This is a genomic window from Mucilaginibacter sp. UYP27 (genome assembly GCF_040547175.1).
Taxonomy (GTDB): domain Bacteria; phylum Bacteroidota; class Bacteroidia; order Sphingobacteriales; family Sphingobacteriaceae; genus Mucilaginibacter.
Genome location: NZ_JBEPPE010000002.1, coordinates 365,820 through 389,729, shown reverse-complemented (window position 1 = coordinate 389,729; position 23,910 = coordinate 365,820). Strand labels below are relative to the sequence as shown.

Here is a 23,910-nt window from a genome sequence, read left to right as displayed (position 1 = left end):
GCTCTTGAATATTAACTTTTAAGAATTAATAGCTTACGCTAAACTGGTCGCTTATGTTTTTAACCAGTAAAGTTTTTACCTTTTCTCCTTCAACAGGGTTTGATAAACCTGTCGGGTCAAATCTTGATATGGGAACCATCAGCGCTTCAAAGCTGGTTTCGGCCTTGTTTTGCTTACCGTTTAGTTTTATGGCAGCGCCATCGCCAAAACCATGCATTACCAATTTGATGTTATTGAATTTAGATTTACCGGAGCCTTCCACTTTGGCAAACGAGATGGTTTTCTTACCTGCATCATAAGTGATGGTGCGTTTGTAAAATTCGCCTTTTTCATAGTTAAAGGTTTCGCCGTCGTCTTCGTAATAAACAAACCCGTTATTTACATCGCCTTTGTAAACGTGTACATAAAGGGTGTCTGTAGGTTTTTCAACCGTGGTTTGGATCTGCGATTGCATTGGAATAATGCTACTCTCTTTTACATAAACAGGTAATTGAGAAATGCCCAGGTCCATCGCCACTTTTTGGTTCCCCTGCTGCACCTGGCCGTTGTAAAGATTGTACCATTTACCTGCCGGGAAGTAAAGTTTACCATAGTTGGTTACCCCATCAAACGGAAACACCAGAAACGATTTACCAAACATGTATTGGTTTTCGTACTGGCCGTTGTACACGTTCTCATCATGCGTATAATCTATTGTAAGCGAGCGCATAATTGGGCTGCCGCTTTGGGTAGCATCGTAAAAGCTCGAATACAGGTATGGCAGTAAACGGTAACGCAGGTTAATATAGTTACGGGTTATCTCTAACACCTCCTCGCCGTAGGCCCAGGGCTCTGATGCTTTTGAGTTGATACCCGAGTGGTTACGCATGTACGGGTTAAATGCGCCGATCTGCATCCAGCGGGCGTATAATGATGGTGATGCACCGCCTGTAAAACCGCCGATATCCATACCGGCAAATGGAACGCCGCTTAAACCAAGGCTGTTCATTAATCTTACGCCTAACAGCATATGGTCGTTCTCGGCGCGGTTGTCACCGGTCCAAATGGCGGCGTACCGTTGCAAACCTGCATAGCCGGAACGGGTTAATATGAACGGGCGCTTGTTATCACGCGCCGCCTTAAAACCCTCATAACTCGCACGGATCATTTCCAAACCATACACGTTATGGATTTGTGGGTGCGACGCCATTTTACCTTCGTAATTGAACATTATGTTATCCGGCGCTTTTTGGCCCCAGGTGCTAAACTCGTTCATGTCGTTCCAAATTCCGCTTACGCCTTCGGCAGCATATTTCTTCAGTTCGCTGCCCCACCATGCGCGGCCTTTAGGGTTTGTAAAATCGGGGAAGTTACACCAGCCGGGCCAAACCTGGCCTGTGTAGTTGCTACCATCGGGGTACTTGGCAAAAATATCTTCTTTAAGTCCACGCTCATAAACGCCGTAGCCCTTTTCCTCTTTAATTCCAGGGTCAACAATTAAAGTAACCTTAAAGCCGGTATTGTTTAGCTTTTTGATCATGGCAGCCGGATTGGGGAAACGGTTGGCATCCCAGGTAAACACCTTGTATTTATCCATGTAATGGATGTCCAATGTAATACCATCTGCCGGGATCTTTTTCTCGCGCAGGGTTTCGGCAATGCGCATTACTTCGGCCTCGGGGTAATAGCTGTAACGGTTTTGCTGGTAGCCAAGGCTCCAAAGCGGTGGCATCTTCATTAAACCTGTAAGCGATGTGTACGATTTGATTATATCCGCAATGTGGCTGTTGTAAACAAAGTAGTAGTTCATCTCCCCACCTTTGGCACCAAATGATGAGAACCTGTTATTGCTGGCGCCGAAGTTAAAATCAGATTGCCAGGTGTTATCAAAAAAGATCCCGTACTGCACATTATGGTGCACCCCTATATAAAATGGAATAGTGGAGTAAATAGGATCCTGCCCCGTTGTGTAAGCGTAAGTATCGCTATTCCAGTGCGTGTAAGCATTTCCTTTCCTATCCAGCGGACCGGTTTTTTCACCAAGGCCTATAAAGTGCTCGTTATCCTGCATGTGCTTGTAGGTTGTAACGGATTCGTTTACCCATGAGGTGGTTAAACCTGCTTCATCCTGGTTAATTACCTCGCCCGCAAGTGTGGTGAAGGTTACCTGATAAGGATTTTTGCGGATGTTAACCTTTAACGAGTCGGTGGTAAGGTTTATCTCGTCGTTATTCTGGGTAATGTTTACCTTGGTTTTTGTGGGTTCGCTAATTACCGCGTAAGAAAAATCTGCCGACAGTTTTTGCTTATCCATACGCACCCTTATAATATTAGGGCTGTACACGGTAAGCTTTACAAAAGCATTTTCGGTAGCGATGTCCACATCCTGGTTGTTTACGGTCACGGCGGTTACGTTGCCAACCTGCTTTATAGGGCTTTGGGCAAATAAGAATTGGGCACAAGCCGTAAAAATTATGGCAAGGGCAATGCAACGATTTAATTTCATGTTTTATCGAACGGTTTAGCAAAGGTTTATTAAACAGCTTAGGCTTGTTTAATACCGGTGAAGTATTGGTACCTACACCGGATTATTTGCTGAAATTAAAACAGATTTACCACGCTGCATCTTAATATAGATCGGCGTAAATATTTTATAAACTAAAAACCCCCTAACTATTAAAATTAGAGGGTTTTGGAAGGTTTGAATGGCTAAAAATATAAGGCTAAATATTAACGCCTGCATAAGCCAGGAGATCAATAATCTGCCAATATGATGATGTTATCGCTAATAGGGCGTATTTTTTCCACGCCTTTTAAAAAGCTTAAACCTACAACAAAACTAAAGCCTGCAACTATGCCGCCCATGTCCTGGATCAATTCACTGGTGGCGGTTACGGTGCCGCCGGTTGCCAGCAGGTCGTCGTGGATAAGGATGCGATCTCCCGGGCTAAAGGCGTCGGTGTGGATTTCTATAGTGGCTGTGCCGTACTCCAATTCGTAAACCTTTTGGTTAACCGTATGCGGCAGTTTGCCCGCTTTACGAACGGGTATAAAAGGCACACCCAGTTTAGTGGCCAGTGACAGGCCGAACAAAAACCCGCGGCTTTCTACCCCTGCAATGGCATCTATCTGCGTATCTTTTATCTGCTCTAAAAAGGCATCGTTTATTTTAGTACAAAGCTCCGGGTCTTTCAGTATCGGGGTGATGTCTTTAAAGATGATACCCGGTTTTGGGAAATTATGAATATCGCGGATAGCCGTCTTGATCTGCTGCTCTATCATTTATAAATTATATAAGGTTCAATTTTACGCAAAATATTGGCATCTATAATGGCAATGTTCGCCAAATCGTTGATAGAGGTGTAATTGCCGTGCTGGTTTCGGTATTCAATTATGGCATTCACTTGCTTGTAGCTTAAGTATGGCATAAGCCTTAGCTTGTCAAAAGAAATGGTGTTGATATTTATCTTACGGATGCGGGCGGCATCAACCCTTACCTGCCCTTTTATCTCGTCGTATTTCAGGTTATCCATCCCAAATACTTCTTTTAGTTGTTCTTTGGTGATGAAACCGCCAAGCCGCTCGCGATAGTAAATGATTCGTTTAGCATACGCCCCTCCTATCCCATTAATGGTGGTTAACTTTGCAGAATCTGCCGAATTCAGTTCCAATACAACATTGGGCTGTGCTTTTTCATTCGGGATGACAATGAATGGTGCGAGGCGAGCGTAGTCTACCTTAGTTAAGCCATAGATCTTTTGTAAATCCTCGGCCTTGCGGAACCTGCCGCCTTTTGTTGTGTAATTTTTGATGATAGCGGCCTGTTTCGCGGTGATGCCCAGCCGTTGCCAGTCACCTGCTGAAATTGTGTTAGGATCGAACTTAAACAGGTCGTTTTCTGGTGATTTAGAGTCGTTTAAATGTCGCGGATTGGCGTGATTTAACGCTGCAAGATCGGCATTAAACTCAGTAACATTTATTGTACTATCTTTGTGATACCATTGATAAACGTATGGCGCAGCCAGCACAACGGCGATCAATAACAGCAGCACAACCATACCGTTCCATTCTTTTTTGGTAAAGGATATGTAATTTTTGAACTGCGTTTTCATTATGATGGTTACAAAGCCGTTAAATTAATAATTTCTGAGACTTTTATTGTGTTAATTACAGCATGAAAATTATAACCACCGAAGAGTTTGCCAAAGCCACCAAACTGGACACCTTAAAAATGCCCGGGTTAGCATCTATGTTAATGGAGCTGATGAAAATTAACCAGGTGAACGACCTTTTCGCGCAAGCCCAGCCTAAACAAGGCCCCGAGTTTGTGGATGCCATTTTAAAAGGCTGTGGTATAGAAATAGAATTTAATGAGCGTGAACTGAGGCATATCCCAAAAGATGGCGCTTTCATCGCGATAGCAAACCACCCCTACGGTGGAATAGAAGGTTTGATATTATTGAAGATCCTGACCATGGCAAGGCCTGATGCCAAGTTAATGGCGAACTTCTTGTTGAAGAAGATCCCTAACCTAAGCGATTACTTTATTGCTGTAAACCCGTTCGAGAATGTGGAGCATTCATCCAGTATCAGCGGATTAAAGAATACACTCGCACTGCTCAATAACGGCACGCCTATCGGTATTTTCCCTGCCGGGGAGGTATCTACTTTTAAGCTGGAAAAACGGGAGATAACTGACCGCCTTTGGCACCCTGTTGTGGGTAAGATCATAGCCAAAGCCAAAGTGCCTGTAGTGCCAATTTATTTCCATGGCAACAATGGATTGTTATTCAACCTGCTGAGCATGATACACCCCGCCCTGCGCACGGCTAAGCTACCATCAGAGCTATTTAACAAACAAGGGCAAACCATTAAACTTCGCATTGGCAAACCTATTAAAATCGAGGATATCCCCGATAATACCAACAGCGCAAAGATCCTCAACTTTCTTCGTGCCAAAACCTATGCCCTTGGTGCAGGGTTGGATGAAGAAAAAAAACTATTTAGCCCGCGCAACCTGTTCAAAATAAAGAAACTGCCCGAGGCTATAGTACCCGAAACATCGTCGGTTAAGCTGGAGAAAGAAATTGATGGGCTGCGCGAAGATTACAAAGTTTGGACGGAGAAGTACTACGAAGTTTACATCACCCCTACATCGCAGATCCCGACGGTGATACGCGAGATAGGCCGCCTGCGCGAAATAACCTTCCGCGAGGTTGGTGAGGGTACCAACAAAGCTACCGACCTTGACGAATACGACATTTATTACCATCACCTCTTCATATGGGATACTGAGGCTAAACGCATTGTAGGCGCCTACCGCATAGGCCTTGGCGACGAGATATTTTATGGCGTTGGTAAAAAAGGCTTTTACATAAACGAGCTATTTAAGATAAAAGAACAATTTACGCCCGTGCTTAAGAAAAGCCTTGAGCTTGGCCGCTCGTGGATCCGTAAGGAATACCAATTGAAACCCTTACCCCTGTTCCTCCTTTGGAAAGGCATCCTGAAGTTTGTGATAGATAATCCTCGCTACCGGTACCTTATTGGCCCGGTGAGCATCAGCAATTCGTTCTCGCAGTTCAGCAAATCGCTTATTGTGGATTACATTAACCGCAACCATTTCGATCACGAGATGGCGCAGTATGTTAAACCGCGCAAAAAGTTTAAGGTGAATTTTGAGAATATCGATACCGACCTGTTGATGTCGGCAGGTGATAGTTTTAAGGGCCTGGATAACCTGATATCGGAAGTGGAAACGCATAACATGAAAGTTCCTGTGCTGCTTCGCCAGTACCTGATGCTAAACGCCAATATCATCAGCTTTAACATCGACCCTAAGTTTGCCGATTGCCTGGATGGTTTTCTGGTATTAGACCTTGAGAAAGTACCGCAGGATATTCTGGAGAAATTAGGGAAGAACCTGTAACCGGGATTGAACAACTTTAGCGATTATTGGATTTTGATTTGTCCATTTAATTTTGGCCGTCCGTCCGTTTCTTAGTACTGTTTCCATGGGGACAAAAAGCGGACAATCAATCATTGCCGTTGGCTGAAGCCATGCCCATCAATCTCACATTCCGTCAGCTAAAGCAGAGCGCAATGAACGGTATGATTATTACCCTCTCAAAAAAATCAAGCCCAAAAAACATCCCATATAAATCAAAAAGAATACATAATCTACCGAAGTAAGAGGCCTTTCTCCAAAAACATCAGTTACACCTCCACGAGTCGGAGCGACGAGTTCCTGATTTTGAATGTTAAGACTTAAAATTCTTAGCACTTGAAATAACACAATCGATATAATTACATTTCGCAAACCTGATGCAGCGTTACCGCCTTGTTTCATTATTAATGAATCATCATTTCTTAAATAGAGATAAGCGCAAAATTGATAGATCCCAAAAATTAACCAAACCAGGTAAACTGATAAGTTTCTTAACGACTTATAATTAAAGAGATATATAAAAAGGCATGTTACATTGGCATAAAATGATAATATGTTTTTATCGAGGTTGAAAAAAACATAAAAACTAATAGTAGCGTAAATTACTATCGTCCAAATATCCCAAGGCCTAAATTTTTCAAAATAGAATATCGAACGTTTCATATTTACATCTTAATACCTCAATCCAAACCTTTGGGTAAGCTTGTAAAACACCCATAGCGGGGTTATGTGCGCCAGCTTGGTGTCGTCATTAAAAGATTGCTCGTTACCTTCTATTTTGCCACCGATATACTGGCCCGCAAGGGAGATCATCAGGATAGCTACGCTTAGTACACTTAGTTCTGCACCGCCTGTTTTTTCATAAACTTCCAGCTGCATAATGCCGTAGCTTAAACCAAAGAATAAGAACAGCGCGAAGTACGACAACAACGGCGATAATTTTAAATAGTAATAAATACCGAACGCGATGATGAACGACGCCCAGTTGAAATAACCGTTGTATTTGCCTATAAAACTAATATGCGGGAAAGGGATAGCCCATGCCATGCCCAATATGCCCAGCACCATCAGTGGTACAAAAAAATAATGCATCAGCTGGTTTGTTGGGTTTTGATGGCTGGCATCTAAACGCTTAAAATAAACGTCTATCTTGCGTTGGTCTGCCTGTTTAACAAGCGGGGTTTTAGTGTTTGGATGTTGCTTTCCCATAAAACAAAAAAGCCCTCTCCTATGTGAGAGAGGGCTTATATAAGCTTATTATTAATTACTTGGCAAACGCTACCGAACGGGTTTCCCTTATAACGGTCACCTTTATTTGACCAGGGTAGGTCATTTCTGTTTGGATGCGGTTTGATATATCTGCTGCCAGGATCTCTGATTGTGCATCACTGATCTTTTCGCTTTCTACCACAACACGTAACTCACGGCCTGCCTGTATAGCAAATGTTTTTTCTACACCGGGGTATGATAATGCAAGTTCCTCAAGCTCTTTTAAGCGCTTGATATAACCTTCTACCACTTCGCGCCTTGCGCCCGGCCTTGCGCCTGATATAGCGTCACAAACCTGTATTATTGGCGATAGCATGGATGTCATTTCCACCTCATCGTGGTGGGCGCCAATGGCGTTACACACTTCAGGATGTTCCTTATATTTTTCGGCAAGCTGCATACCCAAAATAGCGTGTGGCAATTCGGGGTTGTCATCAGGTACTTTACCAATATCGTGCAATAAGCCCGCGCGTTTAGCGAGTTTTACGTTTAAGCCTAACTCTGCTGCCATTGTAGCACAGAAGTTGGCTACCTCGCGCGAGTGCTGTAACAGGTTTTGCCCGTATGACGAGCGGTAACGCATCCGCCCTACCATCCTGATCAGCTCGGGGTGAAGCCCGGTTATACCCAGATCGATAACGGTACGCTCGCCTATCTCAACAATCTCTTCCTCTATTTGCTTTTTAGTTTTGGCAACAACCTCTTCTATACGTGCCGGGTGGATGCGTCCGTCCGTTACCAGGCGGTGCATTGCCAGACGGGCTATCTCGCGGCGGACTGGGTCGAAACCTGACAGAATAATTGCCTCGGGGGTATCATCCACAATAATTTCGATACCGGTTGCTGCTTCCAGCGCACGGATGTTACGACCTTCACGACCGATTATACGACCTTTGATCTCGTCGTTCTCGATGTTGAAGATAGATACCGTATTCTCGATAGCGCTCTCTGTAGCGGTACGCTGGATGGTTTGAATAACTATCTTTTTAGCCTCTTTGTTAGCGGTTAGCTTGGCTTCGTCAACAATATCCTTGATCTGTGCCATAGCCTTGCTGCGTGCTTCCTCGCGCAGGTTATCTACTAATTGATCACGTGCTTCATCTGCTGATAAACCGGCAATGGTTTCCAGCTGCTGTACGTGCTGGTTCTTAAGGATCTCCACTTCTTCCTGTTTCTTCACCAGGATATCGGTTTGGGTTTCCAGCTTTTTACGCGCGTTGTCCACTTCCGTTTCTTTACGGGTCATGTTCTCCAGCTTCTGGTTAAAAGACTGCTCTTTTTGTTTGATGCCGTTCTCGCGTTGGTTTAATACGTTGTTTTTAGCATTTACTTCCTGCTCGTGCTCGGCTTTCATCTGCAAAAACTTCTCTTTTGCTTCAAGCTGGCGGTTCTTTTTCAGTATCTCGGCGTTGTTCTCAGCATCTTTCAAGATCTTTTTAACCTTGTTCTGGGCGTTTACTTCCTGGTCTTTAAAGAGTTTACGTAGCAGGAAACGCCCTATGACAATTCCTGTTGGGATGCCCGCGAGCAGCCCAATAATGATGTATAATATGATGTTCATTGGTTATTTAGGTTATAAAATAAAAAAACCGCAACTAAACTTCTAAGTGATCATGTATTGTTAAAACTTCTTGTCGGATGGAGTGGATCACGGGTTACCGTTAAATACACGATCAACGCATGCCTCTTTGTAATCCGAAGATATTGAAGCGTTAAGTTTTTAATAGTGAAAACTTAAAATTTAACTGCGGTTAAATCTTAATATGGCTCTGTATATGTAAGAACGTTATTGTTTCGAAAAAAAATCGTTCAGTAAGTGATCCAGTTGATAAACCTTTTCTGCTACCTCGGTATCATCCGTAGTAACTTTTTTATCTGCCTTTAACGACGATGTTGCATAATGCAGCACACACATCGATAACAGATCCTGTTTATCCCTAACCGCGTAATTTTCCTGGTATTCTTTTATACGGTCGTTGATCAGCTTAGCTGCTCGTCTTATAATTTCCTCTTCCTCCATGTTCACCTTTAAAGGGTAAACGCGGTCAGCAATATTTATTTTTATTGAGATTTCTCCCATTTGAGCTTTTCACTTTCTGTATTACTTCTTCAGCAATACAATACACTTATCTATTTCCTGCACAAAGTCGTTAATTTTTTGCTTAATGTCAACACTTTTCTCATTTGTTTCTGAAAACGACTTTGCCAGCTTTAACACACGAAGCTTTTCTTCGAGGTCCTTGGTCTTGTTTGTACTGGCTTTTAAAGCCACATTTAATGCTTCACTTTCCAGTTTAAGCAGGTCATTTTCTTCCTGCAACGCAGCACAAAGCTCAATTAACCGCTCTGTTTTTTCTACAACCTTACTTAATTGTTCTGCTACTGAGGCCATTGTTTAATTAGTGATTTATTGAATTAGCGAATTAGTGATTTCTTTTATTTGCGACGTATTAAATTACCGATCTTTTATTTTAAATCACTAGTTCAATCAATCGCTAAATCACTAATTACTTTCTTATCTCTGCTCCTGCTTCTTTGCCTAAATTATAAATTAATTTCTGCATCACGGCATCAACTGCTTTATCTGTTAAGGTTTTTTCGGTATCCTGCAGCACAAAGCTTAACGCGTACGATTTTTTGCCCGCCGGCAGTTTATCGCCCTGGTAAACATCAAATACATTCACTTCTTTCAGCAGCTTCCTGTCCGTCCGTCCGGCTACCTGCTTCAACTGGCCGAAAGTTACGGCCGTATCTACCAGCATGCTCAGATCCCTGCGCACCGCCGGGAACTTAGATACCTCCTGGTAAACGATCACATTCTTACGCACCGCGTTAAGCACCACGTCGAAGTTAAAGTCGGCATAAAATACTTCCTTATCTAAATCAACTTTCTTTAAAGCGTTAGCGCCTACCTGCCCAAATTTAACCAGCTGCTTACCATTTAGCATGTACTGTAACCCAAAGGCAAGCTTGCTGCAAGTGCTATCTTCTACAACCACGTCGGTTATTTTTAGGCGCTTAAGGATGCCATCAACAACAGCCTTTAAATTATAAAAAGTTACCGGCTTTTGTTTCAGGTTCCATTGCTCGTTGGTGTTGGCACCGGTGATGAACACGCTGAAACGCTGGGTTTCGAGATACTTATCCTCTTTGGTGCTGTACACCTTGCCAAACTCATAAAATTTAAGATCGGCGCTGCGGCGGTTCTGGTTGTAGGCAATGGCCTCCAGCCCCGAGTATAACAGGGTTTGGCGCATCGCATCCAGATCGCTGCTTAGCGGGTTCACTATCTTCACGGCTGCATCCGGGTTATCCGAGTAGCTTAGTTTGGTGAGCGAGTTTGCCAGCATCTCGTTAAAGCCATTTGCGCTCAGCAAGTCGGCAATTACGTTTTGTACTGTATCTTTTTCGGGGCGGATGGAGTTATTTAACGATGCCCTGATTTGTGTAGGGATCTCGATATTGTTGTACCCATAAATACGTAGTATCTCTTCCACCACATCCACATCCCGGGTTACATCCACACGGTAAGGGGGCACCTCGAGCGATAAACCTTCGGCAGTTTCGTTAACAATCTTGATATCTAAAGCGGTAATAATGCTTTTGATGGTATCGTTGCCAATGGCTTTGCCTATCAGCCTGTCTATGGTGTTATAAGTGACCTCGACAGCAAACGCCGCTACGGGCTGCGGATAATGGTCAAATATATCAGACGTTACCTTACCACCCGCTACGTGCTGTATCAGCAATGCCGCGCGTTTAAGGGCAAACACGGTCATATCCGGGTCTGTACCGCGTTCAAAACGGAACGAAGCATCTGTCCTTAACCCAAACCTTTTTGATGTTTTACGCACCGCTACGGCGTTGAAATATGCGCTTTCTAAAAAGATCTCTGTAGTACTTTCGCTTACGCCGCTTTTTGCACCGCCAAACACACCGGCAATACACATAGCCTCGTCGGCATTGCATATCATCAGGTCGTCGGCACTTAGCTTGCGGTCAACATCATCCAAAGTTTTAAATACGGTGCCTTCGGCTACATTCTTTACAATAACCTGGTTGCCTGTTATAGCAGCGGCATCAAAGGCGTGCAGGGGCTGCCCAAGCTCGTGCAGTACATAGTTGGTAACGTCTACCACGTTGTTAATGCTGCGCACGCCTATTACGGCTAAACGCTCTTTTAACCAACCTGGCGACTCGCCTACCTTTATGCCCGATATAGTTAAACCCGAATACCTTGGTGCAGCTGTTTCGTTCTCTATAACAACCTGTATAGGGCTATCGGTGCTATCTACCTTAAAGGCGCTTACATCGGGCTTTTTGATGCCCAGTTTCAGGAAGGCTGCAATATCCCTTGCCGTACCCAGGTGCGATGCCGCGTCGGCACGGTTTGGGGTAAGGCCTATTTCGTACATATAGTCGTCGTTCAGCTTAAAGTAGTCTTTAGCTAATGTGCCTACGGCAACACCGGCATCAAGCACCATAATACCGGCATGGTCGTGGCCTAAGCCTATTTCATCCTCGGCACATATCATCCCTTCGGATACTTCACCCCTTATCTTCGATTTTTTGATGCTGAACGGCTCGCCAACGGTTGGGTAAATGGTTGTACCCACGGTTGCCACCACTACCTTTTGCCCTGCGGCAACATTATGCGCGCCGCAAACAATTTGCAGGTCTTCGCCTGTGCCTACATCTACCTTGGTAACATGCAGGTGATCGGAGTTAGCATGGTCTGCGCATTCTTTAACATAGCCTATCACCAGGCCTTCTAAACCGCCGGGGATGGCCTGCACCTTCTCCAGGCCCTCTACCTCTAAACCGGTACCTGTAAGTATGGTAGATAATTCCGCAGGGGTTTTATCTGTATCAATAAATTCTTTTAGCCAGTTGTACGATATCTTCATTATAGCAGAATGATAATCGGCAAAGATAGGATTTGTTTTGATTTGAGATTTCAGATTTACGATTTTAGATCTACCTTTTTTAGGCAATCCGCTGTCCGTCCGTTTACCTGTACCAACATCGGCGACAGCATCCGGACAATTGGTAAACCAATACTGCACAGGCCTTAGCCACAAGGCAGGTATTTGCTCCTATCAGGTTTAGTTGGGTTAAGTTTTTTGTCCGTCCGTTCCTGTACCGGAAGTTCCGAACATAAAGCGGACACCTTAAGCTTTTATATCTGATTGGCCGCACATGGCCGCATAGTGTCGCTCCCCCAGACGGACGGACACTTTAAGCCTGCACATCTTCTTGTTCGCTTTGTTCGCCCCCCTAAGCGGACGGACAAGATTTCCTCCATGCTTTTTTGGGACAAGATTTTGATAATCAAACAATTATGCGTACATTTTTATCTCCCAACACAATCATCTAAGGACTACACTGCACAGCCATCTAATTTTATATGTATATATAAATATAGTAAGGGAGGGGTATTATATAAAACCGCGGGTTTATATCTTTTATCAGCAAAAAAAGAATGGCAGTAAATGACTATGGGATAAAAAAGCGAAGAGGTAAAAGTTTGACGCCTAAGCAGTCCGTATTGGTAGAAGGGTATGTCAATACCGAGTACAGATAGAACAATGTGGTACATCCTGTCCGTCCGTTTACCTGTGCGAACATCCCGAACATGGCGGACAAACCCACAAACATTTTGTCCGTACCGTTCGGATACTATCGTTACCGAACGGACGGACAAAACACTGGTTACTTACTCATCATCGCTGGTGCTGCTGTCATCATCATCCAGGTTAAGGGTGTATGAGGGCTCTGCGGCACTGTAAGCTTGGTTAGCCTGATCGGTTTCATCAGTTTCGCCAATATCTTCGTTGGTGTTATCAAAGCCATTGCCATGCACATCCTGCTGGCTCACCTGGTCTTCGTTTTCTATTTGGCTCAATTGGTCGTCTTGTTGCAATTGGTCGTCTTGTTCTTCTGGTGAATTTATCATAGTTTATAGTTTTTAAGTTTTGTTTAGATAGAACACCCTACGCTAACACTTGTTTTGGCAATCAAACTAAATTAGCTTAAAAACAAGATATTATTTTGTGAGGATATCAAACTTTTCATACACTTTTTGGGCCACCAGGTCGTACCCTTTGGCATTAAGGTGCAAGTCATCTATCCTTAACGAAGCTGGCGCAACATCTGCATCGTAACTCATTAGGTCGCTACTGCTGCCGGTGTTGTAACTACCTATCAGATATGAGCGCACATCTATAAAATGATTACCGTATGTTTCCTCCAAATAGTTATTAAGACCAGCGAGAATGGCGTAAGACTTACCGCCTTTAAGCTCATCGGGGGTGTTTTTATTAAGAATACTTAATACCAGGTAATGCTGATGCTTCAGCTTACTTATCATTAAAGCAATATCTGCCTTAACCTGTTCGGGGTCCCTGAAATTATTTCTACCCACCCAAATTATGATAGGATACTGATAAAGGTCGCTCCTTTTTACCATTTCGGCAGCTATAGTATTGCTCTTGGCGCCGCTAACCCCTTTATTGATTACGCGTATACCCGTAAGGCGCTGCAACTCTTTGGGGTAGCTCTCCCCGCCTTTTACACCAAATGTAAGGCTATCGCCCCAGGCAACAATTGCTTTGCCATCTGCCAAACCGTCGTTTTTTGCGCAGCTTACAGCTACAAGGATCATCACAAATAACAAACAGATCTTGGTTTTCATTGATATTGGTTTTTATCAGATCATAGCAGCCCTTCATCCCCAAAGCTAAAGTACCCGCTATCGGTTATAATAAGGTGATCCAGCACGTTAATATCTAGCATACGGCCTGCTTCGGCTATTTTTTTAGTAAGTACCAGGTCTTCACGGCTTGGTTTTAAATTACCCGAGGGATGGTTGTGCACCATGATAATGGCACTTGCCTGGTGCTGCAACGCCATGTGAAAGATGATCTTAGGGTCGGCAACGGTACCGCTTAAGCCACCTTTACTTACCAGTTCTTTAGCCAGTACTTTACTTGAACGCCCAATCAGCATGATCCAAAACTCCTCGTGGTTTAAATCTAACAAATGGCGGCGCATAATGTTGTAGCCATCGCGGCTGCTTTTTACTTCATCCAATACTTTAATTTCGGTATCGCCTCTGCGCCTTCCTATTTCAAGCGCAGCTATAATAGATATTGCCTTAGCCTCGCCTATGCCTTTAAATTTGCACAATTCGCCAATGCTTGCCTTGCCAAGCTTATTAAGGTCGTTCTCGTAATGGTGCAGGATGCGCTTGCTTAGTTCAACCGCGCTTTCGTCGCGGCTGCCGCTGCCTATCAATATGGCGATCAACTCAGCATCCGTAAGGGCACGGCGGCCTTGCCCACTCAGCTTTTCGCGCGGTCGGTCTTCTTCGGCCCAGCTTTTAATACTTATTTTATTGGGGTAGTCTTCCACAAGAGGGTAGGTTTGAGTGTCTAAAATAGTTGGAAATAAACATAAAGCAAAAAGATTATTTTACCCTTATTAATCAAAGGGTAATGTACACAAGCAGTAAATACCCTTTATCAATTCTTTTACCCCTTATCAACGGAAATGTAATTGGCATAAGCGGTAGTGTTCCCCTTTTAAGGTGAAGGCAAAGGCATTGCTTCAGCAGTTACGTACATAAGGGGTAAAACGCTAAAGCAGATTTTACTCACCCCTGCCCCTCTCTGCTTCGCAAAGAGGGAAGTTTTTTATTTTCCGCTTTTACTTACCTCCTGTGCGCAGCAGATAGCGGCGCGCATCCCGATATGCATCGGGACGGCATGGGTAAACTCGTAAACAACCAAAATAGAAAAAATAGATCGATAAAAAAGGAATAATTTAACCAACCAAGCGCCAATTTTACTCACCCCGCGGCACTACGTGCGCGACCCTCTTTCTTCCCCTGCGGCGGAAAGAGGGTTAAAGCAGACTCATCCTATTCATTTTTACTGGGTAAGAGGGAAACTTTTTGATTTTCTTTTTTCTCACCCTCTTTGCGCAGCAGAGAGGGTCGGGCAGCGCAGCGAACCCGGGGTGAGTAAACTCATCAGCAGAAAATTTTAGGCAACAAAAAAAGGGATAATGCGCAAGCACTATCCCTTTTAAATATTATTAAATTAAGCTATTAGCTTAAAGCGTTTACAAATTTCGTAAGCTTTGATTTGTTGTTCGAAGCTTTGTTTTTGTGAATAACATTCTTTTTAGCCAAACGATCTAACATTGAAATCACTTTCGACAATAAAGGAGTAGCATCAACCTTAGTTGTAGTACCTCTTAATTTTTTAATAGCGTTTCTGGTGGTTTTTGCCTGATACCTGTTACGCAGACGCTTCGCAGCGTTTGACCTGATTCTTTTTATGGATGATTTATGATTTGCCATCGTATAGCTTTGTTATTCTTTTCTTTATTTTGAGGTTGCAAATATAGGCACACATTTTTAAATATGCAAGCGTATTTAAGTTATTTTTCAATTGTGGATAAATAAGGCAATGTTCATTATTTCATTCGACGGCTATCGGAGGGTTTGATGTGGTTGGGTCTGTCCGCCCTGTCCAGGTATTCCGGGTAGGGAAACGGACGGACAGACATATGTTAGCATTACATTTACAGTTGAAATAATTTTAATGACTGTAATAATTCAGCTACTTTAGCACATCCTGTAAGTTCTAAAACCCGGTAATTCAGGCTCAACTAAATGAAGCGCATCTTCCTCACCTGCATCATCGGTGTAATAACAATCATCACTTGCGCATCGTGGGGCTTTTTTGCGCATTACCGCGTTAACAGGCTTGCCGTTTTTACGCTCCCTAAGGGGATGGCGGGATTTTACAGGGCAAATATCAGCTTCATTACAGAACACGCCGTAAGCGCCGATAAAAAGCGTTACGTGGACAGCACCGAGGCACCCCATCATTTTTTTGACGCCGACCATTACGGTAGGCAGCCTTTTCGGGATATGCCGCAACGCTGGATAGATGCAGCCGCAAAGTACACCAGCGATACCCTCAACAAATACGGCACCGTTCCCTGGGCCATCCAATCCAATTATTACTGGTTGGTAAAGGCCTTTAAGGCGAGAGACACTTTGGCAATCCTTATCTCGTCGGCAAACCTGGCGCATTACATTTCTGACGCGCATACGCCGCTGCACCTTACCCAAAATTACGACGGACAGCTAACCAACCAGCAAGGTATCCACTCTCTTTGGGAAAGCCGCCTGCCGGAGCTTTTTAGTAACGGATACAACTATAACGTGGGCAAGGCAAAATACATCAACAACCCGCTTGCCGAGGCTTTTAAAATCTGCCGCGCTTCTTTCAAAAGTGCAGATACGGTGATACGGGTAGAGCGGGCAATGAATAAAACCTTCCCTGCCGCTCATAAATACGTTATGGAGCAAAGCGGCACCCGCAAGGTTAAAGCATACTCGGTAGCTTACAGCAGGGCATACCACAGGCTGTTAAGAGGTATGGTGCAAAGGCAAATGCGGGCAAGCATCCTCAGTGTGGGCAGCTACTGGTTTTCGGCATGGGTGGATGCCGGGCAACCGGACCTCGATAAACTCATTTTAAAGCCTTTAACCAAAACTGAGAGGCAAAAGATAGATAAAGAGGAGGCTTTGTATAAAGTGGGAAAAGTGTTAGTTTTAGATAAACCTTAACATCTTATTAAATACGCCGTTTGCCTTTTGATACTGTTTACATTTCCTATAAAAACATATTGCCAAAACAGCAAAAGCGAGCGCATAATTTTAAGTAAGGTAGCCGCATTGCCCGAGGTAAGATCGTTCATGAAAACGGCAAGGGCTTCCAAGCCCCAATTAATGATGGAAGGCACGCCGGGTAGAGATTCAAAACACTATTGGGTTAAGGTGGGTTTAAGTAATTTAGATATGTTCCGTACACAGTACGATTTCCATGTCGACCCAAAAACTTCTGAAATATTTTTCCTTGATAGGATGGTAAAAGAAGGCCCAACGGCCATTACCTTAAAACAATGGCGGGAGTATTATCGTAGCGAAGCGTTTAATAATAAGATGCACACCTATAAAAAAGGTAAATTAGTGGTCGTAAATGATTAATCAATGATCAGAAAAAAAGCAGCACGGCTTATATCATCTAACCAGATCAAATGGCGCAGCAACGAGCCATCGCGTTTAGAGACCTTTAGCGATGCGGTTTTTGGTTTCGCGTTAACGCTTATCATCGTATCTATAGAAGTGCCTAAAACCTTTGATGACCTGGTAGAAACAATGAAGGGCACGCTTAGTTTCGCCGCTTGCTTCGCGCTGCTTTTTCAGATCTGGAACAATCAGAATGTCTTTTTCAGACGTTATGGCTTAAAGGACCCGCTTACCAATTTACTTAATGCAATACTGCTTTTTGTGGTGCTGATATATGCCTATCCACTAAAGTTCCTAACCGTCCTCCTATTTTCGGACGGACAGATTTTACACAACGGGCACATGGTAGATATGATCCGCGACGATCAGGTAAAGGCCTTGCTATTGGTGTATGGGGCGGGGTTTGTTGCTATTTACCTGCTATTCTACCTGATGTATCGCAATGCGGCAAAACACGCGGCAGAAATAGAATTAAACCCAAGGGAATTGTATGAAACCAACACCGTAAGCGGCATCAACCTCATCTGTATTCTGATCTGTTTATGCGCCATGGTACTAACCTACCTATCACCAATGGAACTGGCAGGCAAAACCGGGTTTATCTACTTTTTGATACCGGCAGGCTATTTTGTGTGGTACAGCTACAGGGGCAAACAGTCAAGAAAATTATTCGGGAATTAAGCCGCTTGCTTTTTAGATACTTTGCTTTTTATAATGGCATATATCGGTGGTATAACCGATACCAGGATGATAATGATAGCCACCAGCGAGAAATTCTTTTCTATAAATGGCACCTTACCAAACCAAAATCCGCAGAAAAGGAAGATTAGGATCCAGGATACACCACCCATTACATTATACAATGTGTAACGGCCAAACGGCATGTGCCCTACCCCAGCTACAAACGGCGCAACGGTACGTATTATCGGTACAAAACGACTAAAAATAACCGCCTTACCGCCATGTTTATCAAAAAACGCTTTGGTTTGCAGGTAGTAGCTAAGCTTTAAAATTTTATTTTTCTCTTTAAAAACTTTTGGCCCTAAAAATTTACCCAAAAGGTAATTTACGGTATTTCCGCTCACGGCAGCAATGATCAGGATAACGGTAAGCAGGTATATATCAAGGCCCGATTTACCGCCAGCTATCAGCGCACCCGCAGCAAACAGCAACGAATCGCCTGGGAGGAACGGTGTTACAACAAAACCGGTTTCGGCAAATATGATAATGAAAAGGATGAGGTAGGTCCAGTTTTGGTATTCGCTGGTTATCTGCACCAAATGCTTATCAATGTGTAATATAAAGTCGATTATGCTGTGTATAAATTCCAAGGCTGTAAAATTTTAGCAAAAATAGAAAGATATTACGGATAGCCAACCTTTAATATTTTGTACCTATCGGTAACGAGTTTAACAAAACATTTGCATTGTATTTAGCGCTATCGGTACTGCTGGTTAGCCCGTAAAAATAAACGGTGTACAATTTACCATCAGACACATTGTATTTACTTATAGGCGCCAGCACTATTTTAGGGGTTGAAGTTGCTGAAACATTAATATTATAACTCCCCGCTGTTACCTCAGTATAGTTGGTTACGGTTTTGTAAGGAATATTTTTAAAGGCGGTAGTATCGTTAAGGGTTAAATTCATGTTAGCCGGTGTTGGCGATGCATTTACAAACCTTATTTTACCGCGCCCGTTAGGTGGGGTACTACCGGTATCAACCGTTAATATTGAGGTAAGCGAACTATCTTTTCTAATACCGGTTACAAACCAGGTATAGGGCACACCAGGCTTTAACGAACCGGGCAGCGTTAGCAAGTTAGTTGGATTAACCCCGTTGGTGGTAATTGATGTACGGATCTGTAACGGCGTATCGATAGTATTAACCAGAAAGTAACCCGACGCGTTAGGATAATAATATGCGCCTGTACCCTGCTTTATAAAGAAAGCATATAGGTTGAAAGGTTGTATATCCGGGCTTAAATTAACTATTTGCAACCTGGCATTTTGACCGCTGCTGGCATTTACCCCTGTTTTACTGCAAGATTGTATTAACGGCAATATCATCAATACCGTTACAAATAAGGTAAGGCTCAATAGTACGCCGCTTTTATTTTTGTTAATCATCGTTATTGATTAATAATTAAACCCGTGGAAGGGGTTGTGTTTCCCGGATCGGTTAATCCCGCTTTGGTAAATAATGTATATGCACGGCCAATTTGCAAAATGCGTTCTTCCTGACTTAACAAAGTTGGGGTGCCTGCTTTATAAACTTGTATCTTTTCTACACCTTCTTTTACGGTTACATATACCGACGAACTTTTAAAGCTTCTTTTATTTATTTTAACCACTTTTTTTGCATCATCTGTTATTACGATATCTACAGCCCCTAAATTGGGTGAAGTGTGTACAAACCTTATCGACGAAACTTTATTTGATAGAGTGGATAAGGTATCCTGTGTGGTGAATGAGTTTTCTACGGTGCCATCGGTTACATAAAATGAATACACACCGGCCGAATCTAATTTAATAGGCACACTAAATAACACTTCACCATGGCCCAATCTTTTTACCTGGTAGTTTTGCTCACCTAAAGGCGATTGTATATATCCTGATGAACCTAATGGATACGTTGACGACAAATTATTTAACCTGCTGCCGTTAACATAAACATTCAGCGTATCGGTAGAGGCATTTATAAAATTCAGGTAAGTGGTAGGCACTTTAGATGGCGCCTCATCAAACTTATTACAAGCTGCGACAGCTACCATACTTAACAAAGCAATAAAAACCGGTATTTTAAATCTCATCATTTATCAATAGTTGCTATATAACTCAATTATAACAAGTATTGTTATAAGACTAATAAAAAAGTCCGGCTAAAGCCAGACTTTTTTATTGTGATTGGTGATTAGTTCCTTTAACTCCTAATCTCTGATCACGAACCTCTAATTCTCTAACTATGCATAACTGTTAAGCATCACCGGCATAACCAGCATCAGCACGTCTTCGTTCTCGTCGCCGCCTTGTGGTAATAAAATACCGGCACGATTAGGGGTCGACATCTCTAACGACACTTCTTCACAATTTAAATTCTTCAGCATTTCTATCAGGAAACGGGCGTTAAAACCAATTTCCATATCGTCGCCTTCGTACTGGCAGCTTAAACGCTCGTGTGCTTCATTAGCAAAATCAATATCTTCTGATGATATATTCAATTCGCTTCCGTTTATTTTTAACCTAACCTGGTGTGTGGTTTTATTGGCGTAAATGGCAACGCGGCTAAGCGAGCCTAAGAACGCCAAACGGTCAATAGCCAGTTTGTTAGGGTTTTCTTTCGGGATAACCGCTTCGTAATCCGGGTAGCGCTCGTCAATTAAACGACAAACCAAATTGATGTTGCCAAATTTAAAGAAAGCACTTGTGCTGTTGTATTCAACTGATACGTTAACATCATCTGCCGGCAGTGCCGATTTTAATAACGTTAACGCCTTTTTAGGCAGTATAAATGATGTGGTACTATCCGCTTTGGCATCTTTACGACGGTAACGCACCAGCTTGTGGGCATCGGTAGCTACAAAGGTAAGGTGCTGGCTGCTTAGCTGGCAAAATACCCCCGTCATAGCAGGGCGCAGCTCATCATTGCTAACTGCGAATATGGTTTTATTGATAGCCTCGCCCAGTACAGACGCAGGTAAGTTTACTGATGATGCATTTTCAACAACCGGGATCTTAGGGAAATCTTCGCCGTTTTCGCCGCTAAGCTTGTATTTACCGTCGCCGGCGCTTATCTCAATAGCAAAGGTGGTATCATCTACCGAAAAGGCTACAGGCTGCTCCGGTAACGATTTTAAGGTATCCAGTAATATGCGCGATGGTATAGCTATACGGCCATTCTCTTTTGCCTCTACAGCCAAAGAAGTGGTCATGCTGGTTTGCAGGTCGGTAGCAGAAATGGTTAAGTTCCCTTCTTTTATCTCGAACAAAAAGTTTTCCAGTATTGGCAATACGGTGCTGTTGCTTAAAGCACCGCTTACAGACTGTAATTGCTTAAGTAGTGTTGATGTGGAAACAATAAATCTCATGATATAATTAATGTTTATCTACCAAAAGTATAAAATTTAATGAGCATACTTTCGCTTGCGGATATAATGTTGAAAAATAGCGAATATAAACACTATACCGATGGGTACAATATTATTTACAAGCTGCCAAAACAGTTTCTCTTCGCGGATACGGGCGCGGTTAAGCAGGCGGATCTGAATCTCTTTGCTGCGCAGCGAAATAAGGCCCGAATCATCGGTCATGTAATCGGCTATGTTTAGCAGTAGGTTTTTATTGCCATAGGTTTGGCGGCTGTAGTGGTCGTAGCCCAAAGGGAGTGGTGAACCATCGCTGCCAACCTGGTTACGCAAGATATCGCCATCGCTTAGCACGATCATTTTTGTTGGAGTACCTTGCGGTTGTATAGTCACCTTTTCCGTCAAGCCCTCTGGTAACGGCCGGTTTTTAAAATCAGAAGTAAAGCTACCTTCAAGCAAAACGCCTGTAATTTTAGGGTTGCTTTGAAAATCTTTAGGCTTTGGCTCGTCCTGCAAGGCCTGTAGCGAAAGCACTTTAGGTGTGCTTATTTTTTTATTATACGGCGATGATGTAAGCAGGATGGTTTTCTCGATACTTTTGGTATCCAACAAATCGATAGTACTCGCAAACTGGCTGGTAATGCCGTCCAGGTTTTTTACAATGGGGTGCTTGGATAACGGCAAAAACACCGGGTAGTACAACCATTGCAGCATCTGGATCTGCGCCTGCCCGCCTGCGTTGCCCGTAGTAACAGGGATAGGCGCGCAATTCATATCGGCGATCAGGTCGTAATTGATCCTTACCCCGTAGCGGAATAGTTGGTCGTCTAAATTTAAATTTTTGTTAAAGGCCAGTTGCTCGCCACCATGGCCGCGCAGACTGTCCAGTTCGGCGCTTACCTGGTCAATTGCCCAAAGCACACGGCCGCCATGCATAATGTATTGGTCTACCTTAAATTTCTCCAGCTCGGTAAAGGCTTTATCGGGTTTAGCAATTACAAGCATACTCACTTTGGCAAGGCTATCCAACGGGATGCTGGCAAGGTTGATACGGCCCACCAAATACCCATCGGCAATGGAACGCATAGCATCGTTCAGTTGCAGATCTGTAAGTTCGTCATGGCCTTCGGTAAACCCAATGCGCTGCTTGCCGCCATACACAACTTTCTTTATAGATGATGTAAAAGCGTATTCCAAATTTTGAATAGAATTATTCAGGATCTCATCGGGCGAGAGGTTCATGTTGCTTTGCGATTGCAGCAATTTTACAGGGATACTTTTATCGCCATAATTAACCAGCGCGTACGGGAATATTACCTTCTGTGATACGCCGTCATCGGTTTTAACACTTAGGTTTTGCGCCTCGATACCTTTGGCTGCCAGATCTTCATACGCTTGATTTTGCTGCTCGTTAGACAGGCCTTTTATAGGGTCTACAAATTCATATTTCAGTTCACCTCGGCTGTAGGCTTGAAGGTCGGCCAGCATATCCTTTACGGATGTTTGCAGCCTTTTCATCCCCCCGGGGAAATCTTTTCCCTCCAGGTAAACCGTAACAGTTACCGGCTGCTTAAGGCTATGCATTACATTGCGGCTAACCTGCGATATGGTGAAGCGTTTCTCCTTAGTAAAATCGAAACGGGTGAATAATTTATCGGAAACGATTGTTACAGCTGTTAAGGAAAACATGACGCCTAACACACTTAAAAAAACAGTATTTATAAACTTTTTGCCTGCCTGCCTGTGCAATACAAACAAGGTAAGCCACAAAAAAAATATCACAAGTACAACAAAGTACATCAGATCGCGGGTATCTAATACCCCACGACTGATAGATTGGTAATGTTCGTTGATCCCCAAGCCTTGCAGGCCCAGGTTTTGAAATGATAGTATGGAACTTAATGAATCGAACCCGCTGTAAAAAAAGAAACAAAGGAAAACCGCGATGGTAAAAGCTATTACCTGGTTCTTACTAACCGACGAAGCAAATAAACCAATAGCGGCAAACGACGAACCTAACAGGAACAGGCCGATATAAGAGCCGATAACCGCACCCGTATCGATATTACCCTGTGGTGTACCCAATGTATAAACGCTGAAGTAATAAACCAACGTAGGTATCAATGCGAGCAGCACAATGGCTACGCCCGCAAAGTATTTACCTAAAACTATCTGTATATTGGTTAATGGGCGGGTGAGCAATAGTTCAAATGTGCCCTCCCTCCGCTCCTCAGCAAGTGAGCGCATGGTGATGGCCGGCACTAAAAACATAAACAGGTATGGAGCGGTACTAAACAGGCTATCAAGCCCGGCGTAGCCGTAAGCCAGGATGCTGGTTTCGGGAAACACCCACAAAAACAACCCTAAAACAAGCAGGAAAACGCCAATGGTGATATACGCTACCAACGAGCTGAGATAGGTTGTTATTTCTTTTTTAAGAATGCTAAACACTTTATTGGGATTGTTATGAGTAAACGCCCGAAAATACGATTATTGTGCAGCAAAACTTAAATGTGCAAAAC

General features: G+C 43.4%; 22 protein-coding genes. 4 read left to right on the top strand and 18 right to left on the bottom strand.

Annotation, left to right across the window (positions count from 1 at the left end):
- Nucleotides 1-25: 25 nt before the first annotated feature.
- The 3 genes from ABIB39_RS09605 to ABIB39_RS09595 all read right to left on the bottom strand — a co-directional run bounded on the left by ABIB39_RS09605 (nt 26) and on the right by ABIB39_RS09595 (nt 4,091).
- Nucleotides 26-2,485: a glycoside hydrolase family 31 protein gene (locus ABIB39_RS09605; protein ID WP_354429406.1), complete on the bottom strand. Its 2,460-nt coding sequence runs from the start codon at nt 2,483-2,485 to the stop codon at nt 26-28.
- 248 nt (nt 2,486-2,733) lie between these two features.
- Nucleotides 2,734-3,261 carry an adenine phosphoribosyltransferase gene (locus ABIB39_RS09600; RefSeq protein ID WP_354429404.1) on the bottom strand — a complete coding sequence of 176 codons (528 nt, stop codon included), beginning with the start codon at nt 3,259-3,261 and terminating at the stop codon, nt 2,734-2,736.
- Nucleotides 3,258-4,091, bottom strand: coding sequence for a ComEA family DNA-binding protein (locus tag ABIB39_RS09595; protein ID WP_354429403.1), 834 nt, complete (start codon nt 4,089-4,091; stop codon nt 3,258-3,260). Before ABIB39_RS09595 ends, ABIB39_RS09600 begins: the two co-directional genes overlap by 4 nt.
- A gap of 62 nt (nt 4,092-4,153) precedes the next feature.
- Here ABIB39_RS09595 and ABIB39_RS09590 point away from each other — a divergent pair, with 62 nt between their 5' ends.
- Nucleotides 4,154-5,908: a bifunctional lysophospholipid acyltransferase family protein/GNAT family N-acetyltransferase gene (locus ABIB39_RS09590; RefSeq protein ID WP_354429401.1), complete on the top strand. Its 1,755-nt coding sequence runs from the start codon at nt 4,154-4,156 to the stop codon at nt 5,906-5,908.
- A gap of 189 nt (nt 5,909-6,097) precedes the next feature.
- Here the strand turns inward: ABIB39_RS09590 and ABIB39_RS09585 are convergent, their stop codons facing one another.
- The 10 genes from ABIB39_RS09585 to rpsT form a co-directional block, all read right to left on the bottom strand.
- Nucleotides 6,098-6,589, bottom strand: coding sequence for a hypothetical protein (locus tag ABIB39_RS09585; RefSeq protein ID WP_354429399.1), 492 nt, complete (start codon nt 6,587-6,589; stop codon nt 6,098-6,100).
- A gap of 9 nt (nt 6,590-6,598) precedes the next feature.
- Nucleotides 6,599-7,135 carry an Mpo1-like protein gene (locus ABIB39_RS09580; RefSeq protein ID WP_354429397.1) on the bottom strand — a complete coding sequence of 179 codons (537 nt, stop codon included), beginning with the start codon at nt 7,133-7,135 and terminating at the stop codon, nt 6,599-6,601.
- Between the two features lie 55 nt (nt 7,136-7,190).
- A complete protein-coding gene (gene rny / locus ABIB39_RS09575; protein ID WP_354429395.1) occupies nt 7,191-8,756 on the bottom strand; it encodes a ribonuclease Y in 1,566 nt (521 codons plus the stop codon).
- Between the two features lie 225 nt (nt 8,757-8,981).
- The gene (locus ABIB39_RS09570) at nt 8,982-9,275 is read right to left on the bottom strand and encodes a cell division protein ZapA (protein ID WP_121246295.1); all 294 of its coding nucleotides are present in this window, start codon (nt 9,273-9,275) and stop codon (nt 8,982-8,984) included.
- A gap of 21 nt (nt 9,276-9,296) precedes the next feature.
- Nucleotides 9,297-9,587 carry a hypothetical protein gene (locus tag ABIB39_RS09565; RefSeq protein WP_252756349.1) on the bottom strand — a complete coding sequence of 97 codons (291 nt, stop codon included), beginning with the start codon at nt 9,585-9,587 and terminating at the stop codon, nt 9,297-9,299.
- Between the two features lie 115 nt (nt 9,588-9,702).
- Nucleotides 9,703-12,102, bottom strand: a complete 2,400-nt coding sequence (pheT, locus tag ABIB39_RS09560) for a phenylalanine--tRNA ligase subunit beta (RefSeq protein WP_354430117.1) — start codon at nt 12,100-12,102, stop codon at nt 9,703-9,705.
- A gap of 809 nt (nt 12,103-12,911) precedes the next feature.
- Nucleotides 12,912-13,151, bottom strand: coding sequence for a hypothetical protein (locus ABIB39_RS09555; protein WP_354429394.1), 240 nt, complete (start codon nt 13,149-13,151; stop codon nt 12,912-12,914).
- A 90-nt stretch (nt 13,152-13,241) separates the two neighbouring features.
- A complete protein-coding gene (locus tag ABIB39_RS09550; RefSeq protein WP_354429392.1) occupies nt 13,242-13,889 on the bottom strand; it encodes an SGNH/GDSL hydrolase family protein in 648 nt (215 codons plus the stop codon).
- A gap of 20 nt (nt 13,890-13,909) precedes the next feature.
- Nucleotides 13,910-14,608 (bottom strand): RadC family protein, encoded by a 699-nt coding sequence (gene radC / locus ABIB39_RS09545; RefSeq protein WP_354429390.1) that lies wholly within the window; start codon nt 14,606-14,608, stop codon nt 13,910-13,912.
- A gap of 697 nt (nt 14,609-15,305) precedes the next feature.
- Entirely contained in the window at nt 15,306-15,560 is a 255-nt protein-coding gene (gene rpsT, locus ABIB39_RS09540; RefSeq protein ID WP_354429388.1) for a 30S ribosomal protein S20, read from the bottom strand.
- Nucleotides 15,561-15,875: 315 nt separating this feature from the next.
- On the opposite strand from rpsT, the gene ABIB39_RS09535 reads away from it, so the two are divergent.
- The 3 genes from ABIB39_RS09535 to ABIB39_RS09525 are packed head-to-tail and all read left to right on the top strand — an operon-like array spanning nt 15,876 to nt 17,984.
- The gene (locus tag ABIB39_RS09535) at nt 15,876-16,841 is read left to right on the top strand and encodes a zinc dependent phospholipase C family protein (RefSeq protein WP_354429386.1); all 966 of its coding nucleotides are present in this window, start codon (nt 15,876-15,878) and stop codon (nt 16,839-16,841) included.
- Between the two features lie 27 nt (nt 16,842-16,868).
- On the top strand, nt 16,869-17,261 hold the full coding sequence (locus ABIB39_RS09530) for a hypothetical protein (RefSeq protein ID WP_354429384.1): 393 nt from the start codon (nt 16,869-16,871) through the stop codon (nt 17,259-17,261).
- A gap of 3 nt (nt 17,262-17,264) precedes the next feature.
- Complete coding sequence (locus tag ABIB39_RS09525) at nt 17,265-17,984, top strand: TMEM175 family protein (RefSeq protein ID WP_354429382.1); 720 nt, start codon at nt 17,265-17,267, stop codon at nt 17,982-17,984.
- Here ABIB39_RS09525 and ABIB39_RS09520 read toward each other — a convergent pair.
- From ABIB39_RS09520 to gldG, 5 genes are all read right to left on the bottom strand, one after another.
- Complete coding sequence (locus ABIB39_RS09520) at nt 17,981-18,634, bottom strand: DedA family protein (RefSeq protein ID WP_354429380.1); 654 nt, start codon at nt 18,632-18,634, stop codon at nt 17,981-17,983. The genes ABIB39_RS09525 and ABIB39_RS09520 overlap by 4 nt on opposite strands.
- 49 nt (nt 18,635-18,683) lie before the next feature.
- Nucleotides 18,684-19,433 carry a DUF4397 domain-containing protein gene (locus ABIB39_RS09515; protein ID WP_354429378.1) on the bottom strand — a complete coding sequence of 250 codons (750 nt, stop codon included), beginning with the start codon at nt 19,431-19,433 and terminating at the stop codon, nt 18,684-18,686.
- A 2-nt stretch (nt 19,434-19,435) separates the two neighbouring features.
- Nucleotides 19,436-20,119: a DUF4397 domain-containing protein gene (locus ABIB39_RS09510; protein WP_354429376.1), complete on the bottom strand. Its 684-nt coding sequence runs from the start codon at nt 20,117-20,119 to the stop codon at nt 19,436-19,438.
- Nucleotides 20,120-20,266: 147 nt separating this feature from the next.
- Nucleotides 20,267-21,391, bottom strand: coding sequence for a DNA polymerase III subunit beta (dnaN, locus tag ABIB39_RS09505; protein WP_354429374.1), 1,125 nt, complete (start codon nt 21,389-21,391; stop codon nt 20,267-20,269).
- A 36-nt stretch (nt 21,392-21,427) separates the two neighbouring features.
- The gene (gene gldG, locus ABIB39_RS09500; protein ID WP_354429372.1) at nt 21,428-23,839 is read right to left on the bottom strand and encodes a gliding motility-associated ABC transporter substrate-binding protein GldG; all 2,412 of its coding nucleotides are present in this window, start codon (nt 23,837-23,839) and stop codon (nt 21,428-21,430) included.
- Nucleotides 23,840-23,910: the final 71 nt, after the last annotated feature.

Coding starts and splice junctions, on each gene's coding strand:
- ABIB39_RS09605 (WP_354429406.1), bottom strand. CDS start 2,485: ATGAAATTAAATCGTTGCATTGCCCTTGCCATAATTTTTACGGCTTGT.
- rpsT (WP_354429388.1), bottom strand. CDS start 15,560: ATGGCAAATCATAAATCATCCATAAAAAGAATCAGGTCAAACGCTGCG.
- ABIB39_RS09585 (WP_354429399.1), bottom strand. CDS start 6,589: ATGAAACGTTCGATATTCTATTTTGAAAAATTTAGGCCTTGGGATATT.
- ABIB39_RS09510 (WP_354429376.1), bottom strand. CDS start 20,119: ATGATGAGATTTAAAATACCGGTTTTTATTGCTTTGTTAAGTATGGTA.
- ABIB39_RS09525 (WP_354429382.1), top strand. CDS start 17,265: ATGATCAGAAAAAAAGCAGCACGGCTTATATCATCTAACCAGATCAAA.
- ABIB39_RS09580 (WP_354429397.1), bottom strand. CDS start 7,135: ATGGGAAAGCAACATCCAAACACTAAAACCCCGCTTGTTAAACAGGCA.
- dnaN (WP_354429374.1), bottom strand. CDS start 21,391: ATGAGATTTATTGTTTCCACATCAACACTACTTAAGCAATTACAGTCT.
- pheT (WP_354430117.1), bottom strand. CDS start 12,102: ATGAAGATATCGTACAACTGGCTAAAAGAATTTATTGATACAGATAAA.
- ABIB39_RS09565 (WP_252756349.1), bottom strand. CDS start 9,587: ATGGCCTCAGTAGCAGAACAATTAAGTAAGGTTGTAGAAAAAACAGAG.
- ABIB39_RS09570 (WP_121246295.1), bottom strand. CDS start 9,275: ATGGGAGAAATCTCAATAAAAATAAATATTGCTGACCGCGTTTACCCT.
- ABIB39_RS09550 (WP_354429392.1), bottom strand. CDS start 13,889: ATGAAAACCAAGATCTGTTTGTTATTTGTGATGATCCTTGTAGCTGTA.
- ABIB39_RS09600 (WP_354429404.1), bottom strand. CDS start 3,261: ATGATAGAGCAGCAGATCAAGACGGCTATCCGCGATATTCATAATTTC.
- ABIB39_RS09535 (WP_354429386.1), top strand. CDS start 15,876: ATGAAGCGCATCTTCCTCACCTGCATCATCGGTGTAATAACAATCATC.
- ABIB39_RS09555 (WP_354429394.1), bottom strand. CDS start 13,151: ATGATAAATTCACCAGAAGAACAAGACGACCAATTGCAACAAGACGAC.
- rny (WP_354429395.1), bottom strand. CDS start 8,756: ATGAACATCATATTATACATCATTATTGGGCTGCTCGCGGGCATCCCA.
- ABIB39_RS09590 (WP_354429401.1), top strand. CDS start 4,154: ATGAAAATTATAACCACCGAAGAGTTTGCCAAAGCCACCAAACTGGAC.
- ABIB39_RS09515 (WP_354429378.1), bottom strand. CDS start 19,433: ATGATTAACAAAAATAAAAGCGGCGTACTATTGAGCCTTACCTTATTT.
- ABIB39_RS09595 (WP_354429403.1), bottom strand. CDS start 4,091: ATGAAAACGCAGTTCAAAAATTACATATCCTTTACCAAAAAAGAATGG.